16 protein-coding genes are annotated in these 19,977 nt (G+C 28.6%); 1 reads left to right on the forward strand and 15 read right to left on the reverse strand.

Annotated elements, in window-relative coordinates; genetic code table 11:
* Positions 1–75: 75 nt before the first annotated feature.
* The 6 genes from MKD41_RS11445 to MKD41_RS11470 all read right to left on the reverse strand — a co-directional run bounded on the left by MKD41_RS11445 (position 76) and on the right by MKD41_RS11470 (position 7,203).
* Positions 76–1,089 carry a redoxin family protein gene (locus MKD41_RS11445; RefSeq protein WP_240242425.1) on the reverse strand — a complete coding sequence of 338 codons (1,014 nt, stop codon included), beginning with the start codon at positions 1,087–1,089 and terminating at the stop codon, positions 76–78.
* Between the two features lie 5 nt (positions 1,090–1,094).
* Positions 1,095–3,074, reverse strand: coding sequence for a protein-disulfide reductase DsbD family protein (locus tag MKD41_RS11450; RefSeq protein WP_240242426.1), 1,980 nt, complete (start codon positions 3,072–3,074; stop codon positions 1,095–1,097).
* 193 nt (positions 3,075–3,267) lie between these two features.
* On the reverse strand, positions 3,268–3,948 hold the full coding sequence (locus MKD41_RS11455) for a response regulator (RefSeq protein ID WP_240242427.1): 681 nt from the start codon (positions 3,946–3,948) through the stop codon (positions 3,268–3,270).
* A complete protein-coding gene (locus MKD41_RS11460) occupies positions 3,938–5,938 on the reverse strand; it encodes a tetratricopeptide repeat-containing sensor histidine kinase (RefSeq protein ID WP_240242428.1) in 2,001 nt (666 codons plus the stop codon). Before MKD41_RS11460 ends, MKD41_RS11455 begins: the two co-directional genes overlap by 11 nt.
* Positions 5,939–6,099: 161 nt before the next feature.
* Positions 6,100–6,252, reverse strand: coding sequence for a hypothetical protein (locus MKD41_RS11465; RefSeq protein ID WP_240242429.1), 153 nt, complete (start codon positions 6,250–6,252; stop codon positions 6,100–6,102).
* A 225-nt stretch (positions 6,253–6,477) separates the two neighbouring features.
* Complete coding sequence (locus MKD41_RS11470; protein ID WP_240242430.1) at positions 6,478–7,203, reverse strand: LytR/AlgR family response regulator transcription factor; 726 nt, start codon at positions 7,201–7,203, stop codon at positions 6,478–6,480.
* 228 nt (positions 7,204–7,431) lie between these two features.
* On the opposite strand from MKD41_RS11470, the gene MKD41_RS11475 reads away from it, so the two are divergent.
* The gene (locus MKD41_RS11475) at positions 7,432–7,569 is read left to right on the forward strand and encodes a hypothetical protein (protein ID WP_240242431.1); all 138 of its coding nucleotides are present in this window, start codon (positions 7,432–7,434) and stop codon (positions 7,567–7,569) included.
* Positions 7,570–8,011: 442 nt separating this feature from the next.
* Here the strand turns inward: MKD41_RS11475 and MKD41_RS11480 are convergent, their stop codons facing one another.
* The 9 genes from MKD41_RS11480 to MKD41_RS11520 form a co-directional block, all read right to left on the reverse strand.
* The gene (locus MKD41_RS11480; RefSeq protein ID WP_240242432.1) at positions 8,012–8,890 is read right to left on the reverse strand and encodes an Abi family protein; all 879 of its coding nucleotides are present in this window, start codon (positions 8,888–8,890) and stop codon (positions 8,012–8,014) included.
* Positions 8,891–8,902: 12 nt separating this feature from the next.
* A complete protein-coding gene (locus tag MKD41_RS11485; RefSeq protein WP_240242433.1) occupies positions 8,903–9,796 on the reverse strand; it encodes a phospholipase D-like domain-containing protein in 894 nt (297 codons plus the stop codon).
* An 83-nt stretch (positions 9,797–9,879) separates the two neighbouring features.
* Positions 9,880–11,403 (reverse strand): class I SAM-dependent DNA methyltransferase, encoded by a 1,524-nt coding sequence (locus tag MKD41_RS11490; protein WP_240242434.1) that lies wholly within the window; start codon positions 11,401–11,403, stop codon positions 9,880–9,882.
* A complete protein-coding gene (locus MKD41_RS11495; protein ID WP_240242435.1) occupies positions 11,400–11,912 on the reverse strand; it encodes a hypothetical protein in 513 nt (170 codons plus the stop codon). The genes MKD41_RS11490 and MKD41_RS11495 overlap by 4 nt, the downstream gene beginning before the upstream one ends.
* A 2-nt stretch (positions 11,913–11,914) precedes the next feature.
* The gene (locus MKD41_RS11500) at positions 11,915–13,279 is read right to left on the reverse strand and encodes a restriction endonuclease subunit S (RefSeq protein ID WP_240242436.1); all 1,365 of its coding nucleotides are present in this window, start codon (positions 13,277–13,279) and stop codon (positions 11,915–11,917) included.
* On the reverse strand, positions 13,279–16,092 hold the full coding sequence (locus MKD41_RS11505; RefSeq protein WP_240242437.1) for a type I restriction endonuclease subunit R: 2,814 nt from the start codon (positions 16,090–16,092) through the stop codon (positions 13,279–13,281). Before MKD41_RS11505 ends, MKD41_RS11500 begins: the two co-directional genes overlap by 1 nt.
* Positions 16,093–16,679: 587 nt before the next feature.
* Positions 16,680–17,927, reverse strand: coding sequence for a PD-(D/E)XK nuclease family protein (locus MKD41_RS11510; protein ID WP_240242438.1), 1,248 nt, complete (start codon positions 17,925–17,927; stop codon positions 16,680–16,682).
* A gap of 3 nt (positions 17,928–17,930) precedes the next feature.
* Entirely contained in the window at positions 17,931–18,650 is a 720-nt protein-coding gene (locus tag MKD41_RS11515; protein ID WP_240242439.1) for a hypothetical protein, read from the reverse strand.
* A gap of 5 nt (positions 18,651–18,655) precedes the next feature.
* Positions 18,656–19,336, reverse strand: coding sequence for a hypothetical protein (locus tag MKD41_RS11520; RefSeq protein ID WP_240242440.1), 681 nt, complete (start codon positions 19,334–19,336; stop codon positions 18,656–18,658).
* Positions 19,337–19,977 lie beyond the last annotated feature (641 nt).

A 19,977-nucleotide genomic window follows, 5' to 3' on the forward strand; every position in this document is an offset into this window, starting at 1 on the left:
AACTTGAACTAAAAAGATACTAGCTTAACAAACCAAACTAGTATCTTTTATACTGTATTTAAATTAAAACTATTGTTATATTTTTAATTCATCAAACAATGCAATTAAATCTTCTGAAGATGGCCTAGGAGCATCAGAACTAACAATATTTCCATCAGGGTCGATTAATAAAAATCTAGGAATTCCTTTAATTTGATATTCTTGAACAAAGTTTGATTTCCAATCGTTATCTGCAAATAATTGAATTCCACCTAATTCTTCTTCTGCAACCATAGTTTTCCAAGCTTCGTGATCTTTAGCTTGATCTATAGAAATACTTACAAATTCAATATTTTTTCCGTGGTATGCTTTTTCAACTTCTTTTAAGTAAGGAATTTCTCTTTTACAAGGACCACACCAAGTTGCCCAAACATCTACATATACATATTTTCCTTTTAAATCGTCTAATGAAGTTGTTCCTCCTTTAAAATTTTCGTAATCTGTAAATTTTGGAGAAGCGTTTCCTTTTCCTAATACTGTAATTAAATATTGTTTTTCTTCATATGTAGAAGCAATATATTTTGTTAAACCATCAATTTGTTTTTCTTGACCTGCAACAAAAGCGGTATCTGCAATTTTAGCTTCAGCCAATATATTTTTAAATTTAGAATTTAGAGCTTCAATTTTTTCATCAAAGTTTGGTTTTTCTAATTTAAATAAAGAATCATCTGAAAGCACTGATGCTTGTAAAAGTGCTACAGCGGCTATATAATTGTTTTCTTCTGCTCCATTACCTGTATAAGTAATAGTTTCATCGAATTCTGCAGTATTTACCGTTAAATCTAAATCATATCCATTTTTTAAATAAACTGTAGTTTGTTCTTTTCCGTCAAACAAAACATAGTTTCCTTCTTTTACTTTTAGAGTATCTGAGAAGGTTCCATCTTCACTTACTTTAATGGTTTTTAATATGGTTCTTTGGGCAACAATTAAAGAGTCTGAATTTGGATTTGTTATTGTTCCTGCTAATGTTACATAATCTTTTGGTGCTTCTGGTTTACACGATATCATTAATAAAACTGCACTAACTACTATTACTATTTTTCTCATTCTTCTTATTTATTATTAAATTTTGAAATTCCTTCTTTTAACCAGTCATGATATTCGTCTGCATCTGGAGTATATCCAGCTGGATCCATTAAATTATCTTCATTATGATCCATTAAAACATAAAATGGCTGTGCATTTGCTTGGTATTTTATTGTTTGAAACTCACTCCATTTTTGCCCTATATATCTCAGCTTTTTTCCTGGACGTAATTTAGATTCTATTTCCATTCCTTCTGGTAAAGGGCGTTTATCATCTACATATAAAGATATTAATACAATATCATTTTTTAAAATTGGCAATACATGGTCTTCTACCCAAACATTTTGTTCCATTTTTCTACAGTTTACACACGCATGTCCTGTAAAATCAAGCATTACTGGTTTGTTTACTTTTTTAGCATACGCCAAACCTAAGTCGTAATCGTTAAAAGCGAGTATATTATGTGGCGCCATTAAATGTGCTCCTTCTGGTAAATCTCCGTGGTTACTTGTTGATGCTCCAGCTTCTCCAAGTTTTTTAAACCCTACTCCGTAAGGCGACTCGCTATAGTGTTGTGCTGGTGGAAATGCACTAATTAAATTTAATGGTGCGCCCCAAAGCCCTGGAATCATATAAATTGTGAATGATAGTACTATCAAACCTAAACTTAATCTTCCTACTGAAATATGCGTTAAAGGTGAATCGTGTGGTAATTGTATTTTTCCAAATAAATAAAAGGCTAATACACCAAAGACTGCAATCCAAATTGCTAAAAACACTTCGCGTTCTAACCAATGCAATTGTAAAACTAAATCAGCATTTGATAAGAATTTAAATGCTAGTGCTAATTCTAAAAATCCTAAAACGACTTTTACTGTATTTAACCAACCTCCAGATTTTGGTAATGAATTTAACCAACCTGGAAATGCTGCAAACAATGCAAATGGAATAGCCAATGCTAAAGAGAAACCAAACATACCAACAATTGGTCCTATTTGACTTCCTGAAACGGCTGCTTCAACTAATAAATAACCTACAATTGGTCCTGTACAAGAGAATGAAACAATAGCCAACGCTAATGCCATAAAAAAGATACCTATTAACCCTCCTCTATCTGCTTGAGCATCTGCTTTTGTACCCCAAGAACTTGGAAGTGTTAATTCAAAAGCACCTAAAAATGATACCGCAAAAACTATAAGCAAGATAAAGAATATAACATTAAACCATACATTAGTTGATAATGCATTTAAGGCGTCAGCTCCAAAAATAGCACTTACAAGCATTCCTAATAAAACGTAGATAATTACTATAGAAGCTCCGTAAATAACAGCATTTTTAACACCTGCTGCTTTACTTTTACTTTGTTTTGTAAAAAAGCTTACAGTCATTGGAATCATAGGGAAAACACATGGTGTAAGCAATGCTGCAAAACCCGATAAAAAAGCAATAATAAAAATTGTTAATAAACTTTTATTTGTTGAATCGTCTTTCTTTTTAATTGGCGCAACAGTTTCTTTAGTTTCATTGTTATCAACACTTGCAACAGCTACTTTTTCTCCAGAAATATTAAATTCTAAATCTACATAAGTTGGAGGCAAACAACTGGCATCATCACAAACCATAAACTCTACTTCACCTATAATTTTTAGAGTGTTTTCGCTTTTTAATTTAATACGTTGCTTAAAAACCGCTTGGTTTTCAAAATATTTAATTTCCATATCGAAAACTGGGTCATGAACAGTATGCCCTTCTTCCTCAATAACACTGTCTACTAATTCAAACTGATCAGTTTCTTCAAATGCAAATGTTGTAGGAATTGGTCCATCTTGTGGAACGTTTTGCGAATATAAGTGCCATTTATCTTCGATAGAAGCTTTAATAATTAAATCGTATTCGGTGTCAGAGATTTTTTCTACTGAGGTTGACCATTTAACAGGGTCGTGAATTTGAGCATAGCTTGTTGAAAAAAGCAATAAAAGGGTTAAGAGGGCTAATATTTTTCTCATATTGTAAGTTAGTTTTGCTTGTTTTAAGTTTTCAAAAATAATGATTATTACTTACTATGTCGTTTATAATTATATTTTCCCTTATTTTTTAATGTTAAACTTTTCTTAATGAAGTATTTTAATAATAATTTAGATATATTAAAACATGAATTTTTTCTATTTATTTAAGATAGATTTAATTCAAAAAGAATTTTTAAATAAACCCTTTCTCTTTTGCTTTTAAGATCAATTCTCTATCGGTATTATTTTTAACTTCAAGTAATTCTCTTAATTGCTTTTTTCTTTTTTCTAAACCCGCTAAAGACATTGGAATAATGTTAGGAAGTTCTTTCATTTTTGTTCCAATAGACATTTCATACAATAATTGTCTATCTATTTTATCTAATTTATAATCTATAGAGGCTTGTTTTCTAAACAATTCTAATACAGATTTACTATAATATGGAGACCCATCTAATACTGTTTTTATTGCAAAAACCAATTCATCTTTATTAATGTCATTTTTTATTAAAAAACCTTCTGGATTTACATTTTTAAGTATTACTTGTATTCTATAATTATCGTTAAACGTAGTTGCTACAATAATTTTACATTTTGGAAGTAAATCATTAATAGCGACTCCTAAATCTTCACCTGATAAATATACCCCATCTTTTGATGGTGGAAGTGATATGTCTAAAAAAACAATATCTATTCCTTTCTTTTTTGAAGTATTTTCTATTATTTCAATAGCTTCATCACAATTTGTAGCAATAGAAATTTCAAATTTAATTGTTGGTTTTTCTAAGCTAATAAATTCAAACGCACTTTTATAAGCATCTGCAATAATAGGATGGTCGTCAATAATTAATACTTTATAGATTTTACTCTTCATTTATAATCTGTATTGGGCATGTTACTAAAATTGTGGTTCCTTCATTTTTTAAGGAATTAATTTCAATACTTCCATCAATTTTACTTGCTCTTGACTTCATGTTTTTCAATCCAATTCCTTTTCTTTTTTCTTTAATATTAAAACCTTTTCCATTATCTTTTACTAGCAACGTAATATAATTATTTTCTAAATCAATTTTTATTTCAACATAAGTAGCATCGGCATATTTAATTATGTTTTGCAATGCTTCTTGCAATATTCTATATAGATTAATTTTTATTTCATCATTTATAATATCCCAATCAATGTCTTCATTACAATAGAATACATGTTTAAAATTCTGTAAGTTACTTCTTTTCTCAACTAAATCTTTAATGATTTTTGAATAATTTTCTTTAGATGATAAAATTTCATTTTTTAATTCATGCGATATTGCTCTAATTTCTTTTTCAATATTCTGAAGTTCATCAATATAGTTTTTATGTTTTTCTATGGTAGTTTTATCTCCAGTAATATTTAAAAATCCTAGACCTAATCTAGTTCCAAAAATTTTCCCTAAAACACCGTCATGTAAATCTTCAGAAATTCTATGACGCTCCTTTAAACGTTCTTCTTCTAGTTTTGTTTGTTGTTTTATCATTAAAGATAAAATTTCTTGATTGGATTTTTGTTGTTCTTTATCAAACATTAACTCTTTATTTCTTATTCTTTGAACCCTCATTACATAGGCAAAAGAAAAAATTAGAATCATTAAAAAACCTCCCAATAAAATTAGTAAATTTTGTTGAGAAAGTTTCTCTGTTTCTAGAATATATTCATCTGTTTCAAAACGGAGTCTGGTAAATTTATTTCTAATCTTTCTATCTTCAACTTGAAGGCTATCACTTATATGTACATATTGCTTTAAATACTCGTTAGATTTTTGAGCGTCTACTTTAGATAATAATAATAAAGTTTCTAGTTTATCCCTATTATTTTTAACTTGATCTGCCAAATCAAAAGCTTCATTTGCATATTTTACAGCTAAACTTGTATCTTTTTTAACAGCATAAAATTCTGACAAATGCCTTTTACTAATTACTACGCCAGAAATAATACCTAAACTATCCCTAATTTTAAGCGCTTTATTAAAATCCTCTGTAATATCAATAGTATCTCCTCTTAAAAATTTTGTATAGGCAATATTATCTATTAAACGTGCGTAAAAGTTAGTGTTTTCATTTTTTACTACACGACTATCTAATGCTTTTTGGAAATATTCAATGGCTTTTTCGTAATTATTAAGTTTTTGGTAGGTTAACCCTAAGTTACCCAAGCTACCTTCTTTATAATTTTTTTTATTTTTAACTTTAGCTAAATATTCCAATGCTTTATTGTGATAAAAAATAGCGCGGTCATACTCTTCAAGTTCAATATAAATTATACCTAAATAATTATAACACTCGTAAAGTTGAATACTTCTATCTGCTTTTTCAAATTTTGAAATAGCTTCAAAAATCAATACTTCACTTCCCGTGTAATCTTTTAAACGCCCTTGTATAAATGCCATATTGTATAGCATTTTAGCCGAATAATAATCATGTTTTGCTAATTTAAAATTTTCGTACGCTTTATGGTAATGGTAATATGCACTGTCTATTACTTCTAAATCTGTATAATAGTTTCCATAATTCCAATGTGCATCACCAATTTTAAAAAAATTTTTAAAATTGGTAGCTAACTCTAACGATTCTTTGTTTACTTCTATAAATAAAGAGTCAAAATCTATAATTTCAGCCTCAATTGCTATTTCAGCTAAAAAGTTATTTTTAATAGAATCAAAAGCTATTTTTTTAGTTGCAGAGTATGCTTTTTTTAGTGCTGTTTTTTTTTGAGAACTGATGTTTGTCTGTTTGGATTGAGTAATCCAAAATACAATACTGTCCTTTTGTACAATTTGCTTATTCTTAGAAATTATAGTGGGTTTTTCACAACTAAAAAATATTGGCATATATAATGCCAATACAAAAATCTTAAACAATAATATGTAGAGTTTCGCCTTAATTTTAACAGAGATTGGTTAAAACAAAGCTACTAAAAAAAGCCTTAAACGTTAGTTTAAAGCTTTTAAATCTTTTATTATAAAACAGACTTGTTTATAATCAATACTATTTAATCTCTAGTTCTCATTACATCGGCTGTACTATCTTCTCCCGTTGCTTGTTCTTGAGCATATAATTGTTCTACTTCGTCATTGTCTGAAGTACAAGAAAAAGCTAATGTTGAAACTACTAATAATGCGAAGATAAATTTAATTGATTTCATAATAAATGGTTTTTTATATTGTTTATGTTTTATTCTATTTTGTTAATTACTATGGTGTAAATGTAGTACTTACAGGAAAAGAAGCAAGTGTTAAAAACCATTTATTAGTGAAGATATGTCGTTTGTTAGCAAAGACATGTTGTTTGTTAGAAAGATACATAATTCTCTGTTTTAAGAGAATGTAAACTAAAAAAGAAGGTCTAATTTTCTACAAAAGTAAACCTTTTATTTTATTGAAATATAGGAATAAGCTGTTAAAGATTTATTGATTTTTTCAATTGCAGCAATATACGTTTTAGTAAAAGGCACTTCTATATTTGTTTTTCTAATAGTACAAGTAGATTTACCATATTGAATTCTTGAAATAAAATCTTTATTTATAATGTAGCTTTTATGAATTCTATAAAAGTTATTTGGTAATATCTCTTCAAAAGTTTTAAGCGTTTTATAAGCATTTATTATGGTACCATCATCCATATAAAAATCTGTAGTATTATTATCTGCTTTTAAATATAATATCTCATCTGTTTTAAGAAATTGATAATCTTTATATGATTTTAAACAAATATTATTTCTAAATTGTTTCTGAATCTTTTTCTGCAACTTTAGTACAGTTTTTCTAATCTCTAATTCAGACAATGGTTTTAATAAGAAATCAAAAAAACCGCTCTTAATAATAGCATATAATTTTTTTTTAGAAGAAGCTACTGCTATAAAAATAGGCGCATGGTTTTCAAATAAATTTTGGTGTTGTACAAATTCAAAAGGGTCTTCAAAAACAGTATCCATATCTAAAAAAACAACCTCAGGTGTTTGTTTTAAAATAAAATTAGTTGCAGTTACAGCATCTGAAGATACTCCTATACAATCAAACTCTGGATAATCTTTTAAAAGATCCTTAATACTCAGAACAATGTTAGAGTCATCTGTTATAATAAAAACGTTACACATTTAGAAATCCGCAATTTAATTTTATCAAAAATACTAAAAAATAACATATAAAATTGTATGGTTTAACCCCACTTTTTTTACGGGAAAATAAATAATAAATGTATTTTTTAGTTTTAATTTTACATCGTAAAAGTTTTTTAGCTGATTAACATTCTAAAATTTAGGTGTTAGACTTTAATAAAACTTATTAAAAAATAAAAAAACAGAATCATAAAAAATCAAAACAATATGAAAGAAAATTCACACCTTAGTAATAGCGTTGAAGATTTTATAAATAATACAGTTCTAAAATTAACAAAAGAACACCAACAAAATAATTACCCTAAAGACATTAGAAGCCTATTTGAACACTTAGGCATAGAATAAAGTTAAAATTCCCCCCAAAGCAGTAATTAACATATTATAATTTAAACCCCAGATTACTCTCTAAATTAAAAGTTAATTACTAACAGCTATGAAAAACAAGAAACTCCGTTAGCAATTGCTTAGCGGAGTTTTTTATACCACTTAAATGCAAAAAGCTGATAATTAAATAATTATCAGCTTTTTTTAAGTACCTCGAGTGGGTACATTTTATAGTACATATTAAACTATATATCAGTGTTTTATATTTTTTTTAGTACCAGATTAGTACCAGAAAATTAGAAAATAAAAAATTAATGTTTAAAAACCTTTATATTTTTAAACAGAAAACCCAGAGCAAGTCTGGGTTTTCATTTTTCAATATTTTAAAGTGCAGCGCCAATGCAAATGACTGGTTGGGCACTATGTTGGCAAATGTACAACATTACGATCTAAAAATCAAATATTATGCCGTTTCCTTTATGTATCCAATTTTCTCAGATATAATTTTTTGTATTGTTGCGTTCCCCTCGAACTTACTAAATAGTGTATCAATCTCACTTTTTATAATGGTACACCGACTAGTAGATATTTGTTCTAAAAAGTATAAAATTACTTTTATAGATGAGTCTAAACAGTGTCTATTATTATTATTAAATTTTATTAAGGGTGTTGTTTTTATTTCTAATGGAGTATTAGCGTCAAATAGTAAATCACTATGCGCACAAATATTTCTTATAAAAAGAATCGTTAATAAAAAATTCTCAAACACTTCAATTCTTCTAATAGAGTATTGTTTTGAAATCTCTTCTTTTAATGCTTTATTTAAAATTGATTTATACAATGTAATTACACTACCAAAAGTTAAAAATTCTAATGTTTTCCAAGCTGGTGCATATATATCATTTGGGTATTTTGCATGATGTTTTTTAATAGGCTTATTATCCGATTTAAACTTTCTAGTATAATAATCTGGAAATTTATTTACATACGATTTAGTAATGATTTTTTTATCAGAAAACCACGTTGGATTATGATTATATTTAATAGATGCGTAATAAATTAATTGTGTTTTGAAATTTATTTCAATTCTATTAATTGCTTTAATAAGTATATTTTTAAGATCAACATCTAAATAGTATAGTTCTACTACATCAGAAAATTTTGTTCCTTTTTTTAAATTATGCTTATCATCAATTTCAAAAGGGTTCCAATAAAAACCTAAACGATAATAACCAATATCTAATAATATTTCTTTAGCTTTTTCTTCGCCTAAATCCATTACCATTCCTCTACTAGTAAGTTTTTCGACTTGCTTCTCAACTGTTATAGCTTTTTTACCCATATACTAAATAAATTACAAAACAGGATTAGCCATACTTGTTTTACCATAAGACTTTTCACCTGTTTTATGACAATACTTCTCAGGATAATGAGTGTTTTCATATTTTACCCACATTTTATAGGCTTTGTAGCTAAACGGTCTTTCTGGATTGAATGGTATTTTTTCACCGGTTCTTATACAATATCCTATTTCTGGTTCTTGTTCTTGTTCAACCTCCCTTTTAATTTCACTTTCTTTTCTATCTTCTATTTCTGGTTCTCTTTTTGGTTTTTCAACGTATAACTTATCTACATCTGTTATCTCTTCATAATCAAATTCTTTTAAGTACTTAATTTCATATTTACTACCATTGAAAAAATCATCTGAAACGTCAAATAATACTTTAGAATTTTGATAGGATTTAGTTAAACCTAACATTCTCTTTTTATATAGTGGTTTTCTTATAAAAACAACTTCACTTTTCTTAAAAATTAATTCATCTGTAAATTGCTCAGTTTCTACAAATAATTTATCAGAAGGATTTAAAATGTTTTTTGTAAAATGAACACCGTATTCAATATTATTAACCATTGAATAATCATAAAGGTTTAATGAAGTAATGAGCCCTTCTTTTTCATTGCAATAATGTTTAGCATGCAAGTCTTTATTATATAAAATGGAAATGTTCTTAAACTCTTTAAAATATTCATAATCGCTTTTATTAAAGCTTTTTTGTCTATATCCTTCATTTTTCCCAAAAATTAAAATGATATGAATATCATGTCCAGATTTGATTTTCTCAAAAATACTTTTTACATGATTGTCTAATTTAATATATGGAGATACTATTACTACATATTTATTTGCATTCCAGATTATATCTGTTAATTTATCAGATAGTTCATCTCCTGTTAAAAATTTACTCATTTAGGGTTTATTAAATTATATTATTTATGTTTAAATCATTTTTTATATTCATCAATTCTTTTAGTAACAGTAGTCTTACCATCCTATTCAGTTTCTCCGTTTATTGTTTCCATTATTTCACGAAAACTAGCTAATCCAGATTCTATGTTTTCAATTATTTCATTTGCTAAAATATCTGGGTCTGGTAGATTGTCTAAATCGGTTAAACTTTTGTCTTTTAGCCAGAAAATATCTAAACTTGTTTTATCTCTCGCTATGATTTCATCATAAGTATATTTACGCCATCTTCCTTCCTCATTGTCTTCGCTCCAAGTTGCTGTTCGTTTGTTAATGTTTTTACCATTATACAACTCGATAAATTCTTTTAAATGCTCTTGACGCATTGGACTTTTCTTTGGTGTGTGATGTACGTTTGTTCTGTAATCATAAAACCAAATGTCTTTTGTCCAAGGGTCTTTACTAGCTGGTTTGTTGTTGAAAAACAAAACGTTTGCTTTTACACCTTGCGCATAAAATATACCTGTTGGCAACCTCAAAATAGTATGCAATTCTGTGGTTTGCATTAATTGCTTACGCACTTCTTCACCAGCACCACCTTCAAATAAAACATTGTCTGGAAGTACCACTGCTGCTTCTCCTGTTATTTTTAATTGTGTTTTTATATGTTGCAAGAAGTTTAATTGCTTGTTGGAAGTTGTTTCCCAAAAATCTTGACGATTGTAACTTAAATCTTCTTTTACAATTTCGCCTTGTTCGTTGGTAAAAGTCATACTGCTTTTTTTACCAAAAGGTGGGTTTGCTAACACATAATCATAACGTGCTCCATCATCTGCAATTAAGGCATCATTTGGATTAATAAATGATTCTCCATCTATTTCGCCAATGTTATGCAAATACATATTCATTAAGCACATTCTACGTGTGTTGGCAACAATTTCGTTTCCGTAAAAGGTTTTGTTCTTTAAAAAGGCCTTTTCTTCACGGTCTAATTTGTTGTTAGCTACAATCCAATCGTAAGCTGCTAAAAAGAAACCTCCAGTTCCACACGCTGGGTCAACAATGCTTTTCATTGGTTTTGGTTCTACACAAGCTACCATTGTTTTTATCAAGGCTCTTGGTGTAAAATATTGACCAGCGCCACTCTTGGTGTCTTCTGCGTTTTTCTCTAAAAGACCTTCATATATTTTACCTTTGATATCAGCACCCATCATACTCCAATCTTCTTTATCAATGAGATTGATGACTTTTAATAATTTAGCAGGGTCTTGTATTTTATTTTGACTCTTTGTGAAAATCTGTCCAAGTGTTCCTTTTTCTGTGGAAAGTGTACGCAATAATTGACTGTAAAAGGATTCTAATTCTGCACCTCTTTTACCCGATAGCGTTTCCCAATTGGCTATTTCAGCATCTGCAACTTCATTGCCTTCAACATCTTTTAGCTTTGGAAAAACCAAGCCTTTATTATAGGGTGGTTTATTTAATTCATCTGCCATTTTTAAGAATAGCAAATAGGTAATTTGTTCTAAATAATCTCCATAACCAACACCATCATCACGAAGTACGTTGGCGAGGTTCCATATTTTTGATATAATGCTTGAATCTGTCATTTTATTTCATTTAATATTTTGTTTGCAATCCTATTGGCATCCTTGTAATCATTGTTAAAATGTATTTCGTTTTGAAAAGTAGGCCAATGTTTTGTTCTCTTGCGTATTTCCCAAACCAATTCTCCTTCTATAGCTTCAATTCTATCTCGATAACTATTATAAGAAGCAGGAAATAATACTGCCCAAACTTTAAGTTCTTTTGGAGTATTTTTTTTTGGGTCTAAAAGCTCAATCCACTTATAGCCTTTATAGCCACCTCTTGCTTTGCCTACTCTTATAAAGTGACGATAACTACCAAAACTACGTTGAAACCTAGTTTTTAGTGCTGCTTTTGCTTCACCTACATATAAAAATGTATTGTCATTTAGTACGATATAAAGCAAACGATTAGGATACTTAAGCGCTTCGTTCTTTTTGCTGTTAATAGCTTTTAAATGGAAAGAAACCTCTCCTGATTTTGTTGGCTTATATGACAGCGAGAATTTTTCAATATTTAGGCTTTCTGTCATTTTTATTTTTGTTTCTTTTCTGCTTTAATCTTCTCCAACAACACACTAGCAGGCTCATAATTCTTATCTGCTTTACATTTTGCTATTTCTGCTTCGCTTAATAATGTACCCTCAAAAGCTTTCTTCAAAATACTTTGGCGTAAGGCTTGGGCTTTTTCTAAACTGTCTGCAATATCTTTTTCTACTTTATCACAAACCGATAAACGACTTTCTATCTCGTTAACAATTTGGTGTTGTTCTTGGATTGTTTCTGGTACAATAAAATCAAACCTTTCAATTTTAGTAGAGCTTATGTTTGGTTGCTGTGAAGAAGAAGATTCTTTTAGAACACGTCTTTTAAAAAAATCTGTAAAAATATAGTACTTTAAGAAATTCTTATCTACTTCTCCATTTATTACAAACCTTCCAACGCGTTGGTTTAATAATGCTGGTAAATCAGATTCTTTAACAACAACTGTTTTTATATTATTAAGTGACTTTATAACTGGACGAGTCATAGCTATTAAAACATCTCCTTTGTTTAATGAATAAGAATTAAATTCTTTCATTCTAGAACTTGCAACAAATGTCTTATCGCTCCAATCTATGTCTTGGTAATGTACATTCTTAATTTTTACAATTGGTATTCCAGAATCAGTGAATTCTGCACTTTTAAAAGCAAAACCTCCTTGAAGTTTTGCAATTTCGCCAATTTTGCAAACTTTCCAATTTTGTGGTATTACAGATTGTAATCCGTTTATAACTAGTTCTCCTTTTTTTGCGTTTGGTTGAGTATAACCACCCTCAAAAGCCTTTTTTAAAACCGCTTGTCTATAAATAACCAATTGGTCTTGTGCTTTTTTAAGGTCTGCAATACCACTATCTAAACTGCTAAATAATGCTTCTATTTTTTTGACAATGGCTTTTTGAATTGTTTGGGGCGGAATGTTTAATTTAAGCTTTAAAAATTTACTTTTATTTAAAATTGGAAGAGTTGTAGAATGTGCATTTCGTTTTATTTGTTGTTGAAATACCGTTCCAATAATCTGATAATATAAAAATACATTAGATAGACCTTCAAAAGGAATTAAAGCATTGATTTGTTGATTAAATGCACCATCATTTTTAATTAACCCCGTTTTTCCTATTGTTGCTCCTATACAAGTAACTAAAATGGAATTTTTATCAGCTTTTCTGGAATTTGCATAGCCTAAAGTTGATAAATAATCTTTTGACTTCTTAACGTTAATTCCTGCATTTAAATCTGTTGGTTTGTAAAAAGGGTAATCATCTTGGGAATAAAATTCTGGTTTTTTTTTACTTGGTGTACCTCCGGTTATAACTTGCCCAATATCCTCAGTATTACATTCAATCCAATCTTCTCTCATTATGCTGCTAGTACCTCATTAAGTTCGTTAATAATTTCATTCATTTGGTTACCAAATAATTGGTGCATTTTTCCTTTTCCGCCTTTGGCATCAAAAGGGGTGTAATCTAAATCGTCTATTTCTATATGGTAACTGCTCACTACGTGGTCTTTTATCATTCGTAACCAGTCTAATTGTGCTGTCGTAAAGCGGTTGTGTTGTCCTGCGTTTTGTTTAAAAATCCACGTTTTAAAATTGTTTTCAATGGTTTTATCGTAGGCTCTTAATTCGCTATCTATGCCGCACGCTCTTCTAATTAAAGATACCAACGCAGTTAATTCATCTTTGGGTTGTTTGCTTTTTACGTCTTCTAATTGTGTATAAGCATCCCAAACATAATCGGGTGCTAACAATGGTTTTTCTAATTGTAGTTTCTCCATTACGTCTTTTATCATTTTAAATGTAATGTCTCTACGATTGTATGGTTGATTGTAAAAAATGCTCAACGCTTTTATTTCGTCTTTGTTGGCTTCTAAATATGCTGTAAAATCTTTAACAATTTCGGTTGCTTTATCTACAGACGTGGTTTCCCATTCACTTTTTGTAACCGTATCAATGTTTACGCTATCAATAATTTGTTCGTGTTGTTTGCGTACATTATCTAAATAGTCGTTTAATTCACCATTAAACGTTTTACTGGCTTCTAATATCAATTGTTCTTGTGCTTCATTTCGACTATGCTCAATGACCGCTGGCGTTCTATCTTCAATTGGAATTTTGTCAATGGCTAGTTGTGCTTTGGTATCAATGTCGTCTTGGTCAAAAGCAGTGATTAATTCTTTGGTTATTTGTTTCAAATTCTTACCACCAGAAAACTCCAACAATTTATCTTTTTCTTTTTCGGTGATTTGTTTTTCTAATCTGATTAATCGGTTTGCTAAAGACAAAAACAAATCTTCGTCGGCGTGTCCCATTGTTATTGCTCCCAATAAATCTTTCATTGGTACAGACTTTTGTCGTTCTAAAGGTCGGCTATCTGTTTTTTTAGATTTGGTAGCACCCACAGCATCTACAATTACGAAATGGGTTTTTGTCTTCGCTGTTTTAGTTACTAACTGTAAAGAATCACTATTGATAGTTCGTGTTCCACGACCTTTCATTTGTTCAAAATAGTTGATGCTTTTTACATCTCGCATAAACAATAATACCTCTAAAGGTTTTACGTCTGTTCCAGTGGCAATCATATCTACCGTAACGGCAATTCTTGGATAATATGAATTTCTAAAACGGTTCAATACCGATTTTGGGTCTTCTTCAATTTTGTAAGTTACTTTTTTACAAAAGTCGTTGCCTTCGTCAAATTCTTCACGAATGATTTTTATAATATCGTCTGCGTGACTATCTGTTTTTGCAAATACCAAGGTTTTTGGCACTTCGTATTCGCCATTTTCATCAATACGATTTGGATAAATAGTTGTTTTTAATGCCTTTTTATATTCACGAATAATGTTTCTAATTTGGCTAGGATTGACAACTTTTTTATCTAAATCGTTGCGTTTGTAATCTGTGTCTTCATCTTCTTGTTGCCAACGTTTTTTACGGGTAAGTTTATCTCGTCTATCTACAAACCAACCAGATTCTATCATTGCACCATTTTGCGAAATGTCCGTTTCAATCGTGTACACATCATAGGGCACGTTTACACCATCAGTTACCGATTCTTCATAAGTATATTGGCTTACTACGTTTTCATTAAAAAAACCAAAGGTTCTTTTATCAGGTGTTGCCGTTAAACCAATTAAAAAAGCATCAAAATAATCTAATACTTGTTTCCATAAATTATAAATGGAACGGTGCGCTTCATCAATGACAATAAAATCAAATTGTTCAATAGGTACTTTGGGTGTGTACTCCACAGGAACAGCTTTGTTTTTAGCCATTTTATTTTGAAGCCAAGAGTTTTCGTTTGGATTATCAAGTTCAGCACTTTCGTCTAATTCTTCTCCTTTTAAAATAGAGTAGAGGCGTTGTATGGTAGAAATACAGACTTGACTATCTGAAGCAATATAACTTGAAGATAAACGCTGCACATTGTACAACTCTGTAAATTTTCGGTTATCGTCATTGGGCTGAAAGGTCATAAATTCCTGTTCCGCTTGCTCGCCAAGGTTTTTGGTATCCACCAGAAATAAAATACGTTTTGCATTTGCGTGTTTTAGCAAACGATATACAAATGTTGCAGCTGTAAATGTTTTTCCAGCACCAGTTGCCATTTGAATTAAGGCTTTTGGTCTGTTCTTTTTAAAAGAATGTTCTAGATTATTAACAGCAACAATTTGCGCAGGACGCAATCCTGTTTCATCTAGTGCAGGCATTGACAACAATCTTTCTCTAAGCGGTTGCCCTTTTTTTAACCATTCAGCAATTGTTTCTGGTTTATGAAAACTAAAAACGTTTCTACCTCTTGGTTTTGGGTCTCTGTAATCTGTAAACCGTGTTATGGTTCCTGTGCTTTCATACACGAAAGGCAAAGGGTCGTTATTTAAGTATTTTAATTTAGCGTTGGCGTAGTTCACAGCTTGTTCCTCAACAACTGTCAATCTGTGTCCTTCGTCTTCTCGTTTTGCTTCTATAATTCCGACAGGTTTTCGGTCTACGAACAGCACATAGTCAGCAGGACCAACATCCGTTTGATATTCACGTACTGCAACACCTTTTCCAGCAGATAAATTTACTTTCTTTTTAGACTGAACTAACCATCCAGCTTCTCGTAGCATTTCGTCAATTTTATCACGCGCTATTTGTTCAGGATTTTGGTTAATATTTACAGTCATATAACTTAAGTGTTTTTAGCTAAAAAAATACATATTTATTACCAACAACATTTAAAGAAATACAGCGTATTTACTCTATAATTTTATATTGTATTAGCAATTTTTATACAGGTACTAATTTAATAAAATTCCATAAAACTCATCTAAATTAACAATTAAAATTGAATAAATCATTTTATTAGAAGTTTTGTATTATTTCTATATATTTATCAAGTAATAAATAACACTTTTCAATTGCAATTTCACCTTGTAATTACATATTAAACTGTAAAAACCCTTATTTTATTAGGCTTTCGGTATCTCTACAAATGTAATTGCACCCGCAATTGACAACTGCACTACTAGATACAACTATGTAAGACAACTAGTTAAATTAATATTCTTTTGATTATCTTTTTACCTTTTTACATCAACTAAATTGATGATTATTAAATAACCAGATTTATTAATAATTAATTTTTATAAGTGCTTCTCAATTTCATCACTTTTATTATTTTTTATTAATAAGTAATAACCTATTGTTTCTTCCCAACTTTTAAACATTCCAGTTAAAAAAATATGCCTACAATTTTTGCATATTTCTTCTATTAAATACTTTTTAAAGTATCAAAATTATTTTCTTGTTCTTCTGAAATTTCTTTTATAATTGATTTAATTGCATTTGTGGTATTATTTTGGTCAATAAGGTTATATGTATTTTCAGTAGAAAAATCAGAAAAACGAATATTTTGAAGTAGATTATGAGTAAAATCTGTCCATTTTCTATCAACAATACCCCAGCTTAAATTATTTAAAACACTTATATATAAATTTTCACCTTCATTTGTTTTAAATGTAACTCCTATATTTACATCTTTATTATTGTGGGTTAATTCTGTAACTAATTTAATTCTAGCGTCATTATTCTCAGGATATAAGCAAACGTTTTTATATCCATTAGATTTCAATTCATTTTTTAATTTTATTAAGAAGTCATCTACTGTATGCCATTTAATATCTTTAAAGTTGTCAATGACATATCGTGTAGTTTCTAAATTAGTTGAATATAGATTTCTCAACTCGTTTAATTCCTTTTTTGGTATGTTTGTTTTGGTCATATTTTTAACTAAAATTAAATATTGATTAATAATTTTATTTAAGAAGTTATCATCTTTTGTAACTTCTAAACAGTGTTTTAGCCACTTAATAATTTCATCTTTATAGTATATTTCTCTTACACCTACACTTTCAGGAATATTACCTTTACTTTTAGTGAAAGTATCTTCTTTTGGCTTGTTAAGTGTTAAATAAAAAACATCAATTTTGTTGCTAATATAATCATGAGTTTCAAAGGTGATCTTTTCACTTTTATTAGCGCTTTTTTTTGGTGTTCCTTTAAGAATTGTATTATAATAACGCTCTAATTGACCGATATATCCATCTACTACTTTTTCTTCTTCTTTATGATCGTGATTACTATCTTTTGCATAAATTTTATTTTCAATAACAATTGCATGTTTCAATTTTTTATTGATTAATAGTATGTCAATCTCTTTAAATTCGGTTTTATTAAATTCATTTGGAATAACTACATAATCATCTAAAAAATCTTTGTCTTTTTTTAGAACAATATCAAGAAACAATCTTGCAAATAAATCTCCTTTCATATGTCCAGAGTCTTTTGCTAATAAATAGGAAATAAAACGTGAATGAAGGTTTACTTCATCATGTTCTTTATGTAAAGCATAAAATATGTTAAACCTGTCTTTATTTCTTTTTTCATCATATTTTTGTTTTAGTTTTTTTATATTAGAAAGTAATACTTCTTGTTCTTTTAAGCTTGGAGCGTCTTTCATTATTTAATAATATTTAATTTCTCGTTCAAAGATAGTTTTAGGAATTTCAACGTTATTTTCAATCAGAAACTCTTTTTTTTCTATCCAATTTTTATTTTCATCTAGTTTGTAGTCGTACTTTGTTTTTTTTAAAATATTTTCGTCACTATCATACTCTTTATTTGCTATAACATTTCCAAAAGTATCTGTTAAAGAGATCGTTTTTATTCGTTCAAAGCCATCGAATAAATACCATTCTACCATATTTTTATCAAGAAAGTAATTATACTTTTCTTTCCAATTTAGGCTGCCATCATCAAAATAATTATACTTTTCTATACTATTTTCTTCTAAATTATACTTTATAATATCTTTACCACCACTATCCCATTCCTCTATTGTATTTCCATTCTCTAAATGTTCAAATAAACATCTATCTATTAAGCAATCTTTGTCATCATAATATTTAAAGCTATTAGCATAATTTCTTGAGTCATAAGAAGAAATTAATAAAGTTGTTCTTACTCCACGATTATCAAATGAAACTGCTTTTATTAAATTTCCATTTACATCAAAGTTATCTATACTCTTTTTGTCCATATAATAAAAGTTAACATCTTTTGTAAGCTCATTATTTTTATACATTAAACTATGTTTTACCGTTTTAGTAGATTTAACTTTTCTGTTAAGGTTGTTTTCTTTCCAGTTATATTTTTTAAATATTTCTATTAAATTTTTAAACATTATAACTATAATTTATCAGTTACAGTTCTAAATTTATTATTCTCTAGTACTGATACTTCGATTCTTAGGTTTCCTTCTGAATCTACTATCAACTCATTACAATATTTACATTTGTTAGGTTTTGGTTCAGATTTATTAATAATTTTTAAATTGAAATCATTACAATTTGTACAAGTGTATTGGTAGTAAATTAACTGGTTATTTCCAAAGGCTCCATTTCTATCAAAGAATGTAGTATTATCGTTTTCTGGGGAAAAGTCTATTGAAATAAAATGTATATCACTTACTAACTCAAATATTTGTTGTTTTGATAACTTATTAAAGTTGTTTAAATGTATTATCATTTTTCTTATTTTGTAATTTTTAGAAATGGAGTATATATCTTTATGAAATTTATACTCTTTATAAGCTTGAGTTCTATATAAAGTATTTAATTGATTAGCAATTTGTTTTGATTCTACGAGAATTAGTTTAAAGTTTAAAGATTCAATCTCTTCTATTTTAAATTTATCAGTTTCAATTATGTATAAATCATTTTTATATATAACTTTTTTGTTAGTTGGTCTGCGTGTAATTTGATTATGAAAATAATGATAATTAGAGTTGTTAGTCGGTTTATTTTCAGGAACTTGATCAACAACAAATAATACTTCTTTGTGTGAAGAACTTTGGGTTTCTTTATTCATAGCTATTTTTTTTATCAAAAATAAGGTTAGAAAAAGGATTACGAAACTTGAAAGAAGCCTTTTTTCAATATTGCACTATTTCTTAAACAAAACCAATTTGTTACGCTATTTATAGACAATAACTACACCTAATAATCATTTATTGACTCTACAATATATCTAAGAGTGTATTTATTATGTTTCGATAAATCTAATTCTAAAGCGAAATTTGTAAGTAGATTTTAATATCCATTTATAATAGATTTAAAATCCCTTCAACAAGTTGTTGCAAAATTAGCAACTACTACAATACAGTTGCAACTACAATTAATAATTGCCACAGCTAATTACGATACGTTTTTTAATTGATAATTATAAAAACCCATTAAAATAAAGGTTTTTTACTTGTTAATTACAATTAGCTAGACTTACAATTTGTAATTGCACTTAAAAAGTGTAATTACTATAATAATTAAGTTGACAAAAAAATAAAAAACTCTAAAGCTATCGTCTTGAGGATTGAATCCAACAGCACTACACTTTAGAGTTTATTGTATTTTAAAGAGTTTCCCGAAAAATATTCTACAAAAAGAATTAATAGGTTTTTAAATGTTGTATTGTTGAAATTAAGATATAAACAATTGTAAATAAATAACTTAAAC

Source organism: Lutibacter sp. A64 (assembly GCF_022429565.1).
In the GTDB taxonomy this organism is placed as follows: Bacteria; Bacteroidota; Bacteroidia; order Flavobacteriales; family Flavobacteriaceae; genus Lutibacter.

Bases quoted from the DNA above. Each gene is read 5' to 3' on its own strand.
- MKD41_RS11475 (WP_240242431.1), top strand. From the start codon at position 7,432: ATGAAAGAAAATTCACACCTTAGTAATAGCGTTGAAGATTTTATAAAT.
- MKD41_RS11465 (WP_240242429.1), bottom strand. From the start codon at position 6,252: ATGAAATCAATTAAATTTATCTTCGCATTATTAGTAGTTTCAACATTA.
- MKD41_RS11470 (WP_240242430.1), bottom strand. From the start codon at position 7,203: ATGTGTAACGTTTTTATTATAACAGATGACTCTAACATTGTTCTGAGT.
- MKD41_RS11515 (WP_240242439.1), bottom strand. From the start codon at position 18,650: ATGTTTAAAAATTTAATAGAAATATTTAAAAAATATAACTGGAAAGAA.
- MKD41_RS11500 (WP_240242436.1), bottom strand. From the start codon at position 13,279: ATGAGAGAAGATTGGATTGAATGTAATACTGAGGATATTGGGCAAGTT.
- MKD41_RS11445 (WP_240242425.1), bottom strand. From the start codon at position 1,089: ATGAGAAAAATAGTAATAGTAGTTAGTGCAGTTTTATTAATGATATCG.
- MKD41_RS11520 (WP_240242440.1), bottom strand. From the start codon at position 19,336: ATGAATAAAGAAACCCAAAGTTCTTCACACAAAGAAGTATTATTTGTT.
- MKD41_RS11455 (WP_240242427.1), bottom strand. From the start codon at position 3,948: ATGAAGAGTAAAATCTATAAAGTATTAATTATTGACGACCATCCTATT.
- MKD41_RS11495 (WP_240242435.1), bottom strand. From the start codon at position 11,912: ATGACAGAAAGCCTAAATATTGAAAAATTCTCGCTGTCATATAAGCCA.
- MKD41_RS11480 (WP_240242432.1), bottom strand. From the start codon at position 8,890: ATGGGTAAAAAAGCTATAACAGTTGAGAAGCAAGTCGAAAAACTTACT.
- MKD41_RS11460 (WP_240242428.1), bottom strand. From the start codon at position 5,938: ATGCCAATATTTTTTAGTTGTGAAAAACCCACTATAATTTCTAAGAAT.
- MKD41_RS11510 (WP_240242438.1), bottom strand. From the start codon at position 17,927: ATGAAAGACGCTCCAAGCTTAAAAGAACAAGAAGTATTACTTTCTAAT.
- MKD41_RS11485 (WP_240242433.1), bottom strand. From the start codon at position 9,796: ATGAGTAAATTTTTAACAGGAGATGAACTATCTGATAAATTAACAGAT.
- MKD41_RS11490 (WP_240242434.1), bottom strand. From the start codon at position 11,403: ATGACAGATTCAAGCATTATATCAAAAATATGGAACCTCGCCAACGTA.
- MKD41_RS11505 (WP_240242437.1), bottom strand. From the start codon at position 16,092: ATGACTGTAAATATTAACCAAAATCCTGAACAAATAGCGCGTGATAAA.
- MKD41_RS11450 (WP_240242426.1), bottom strand. From the start codon at position 3,074: ATGAGAAAAATATTAGCCCTCTTAACCCTTTTATTGCTTTTTTCAACA.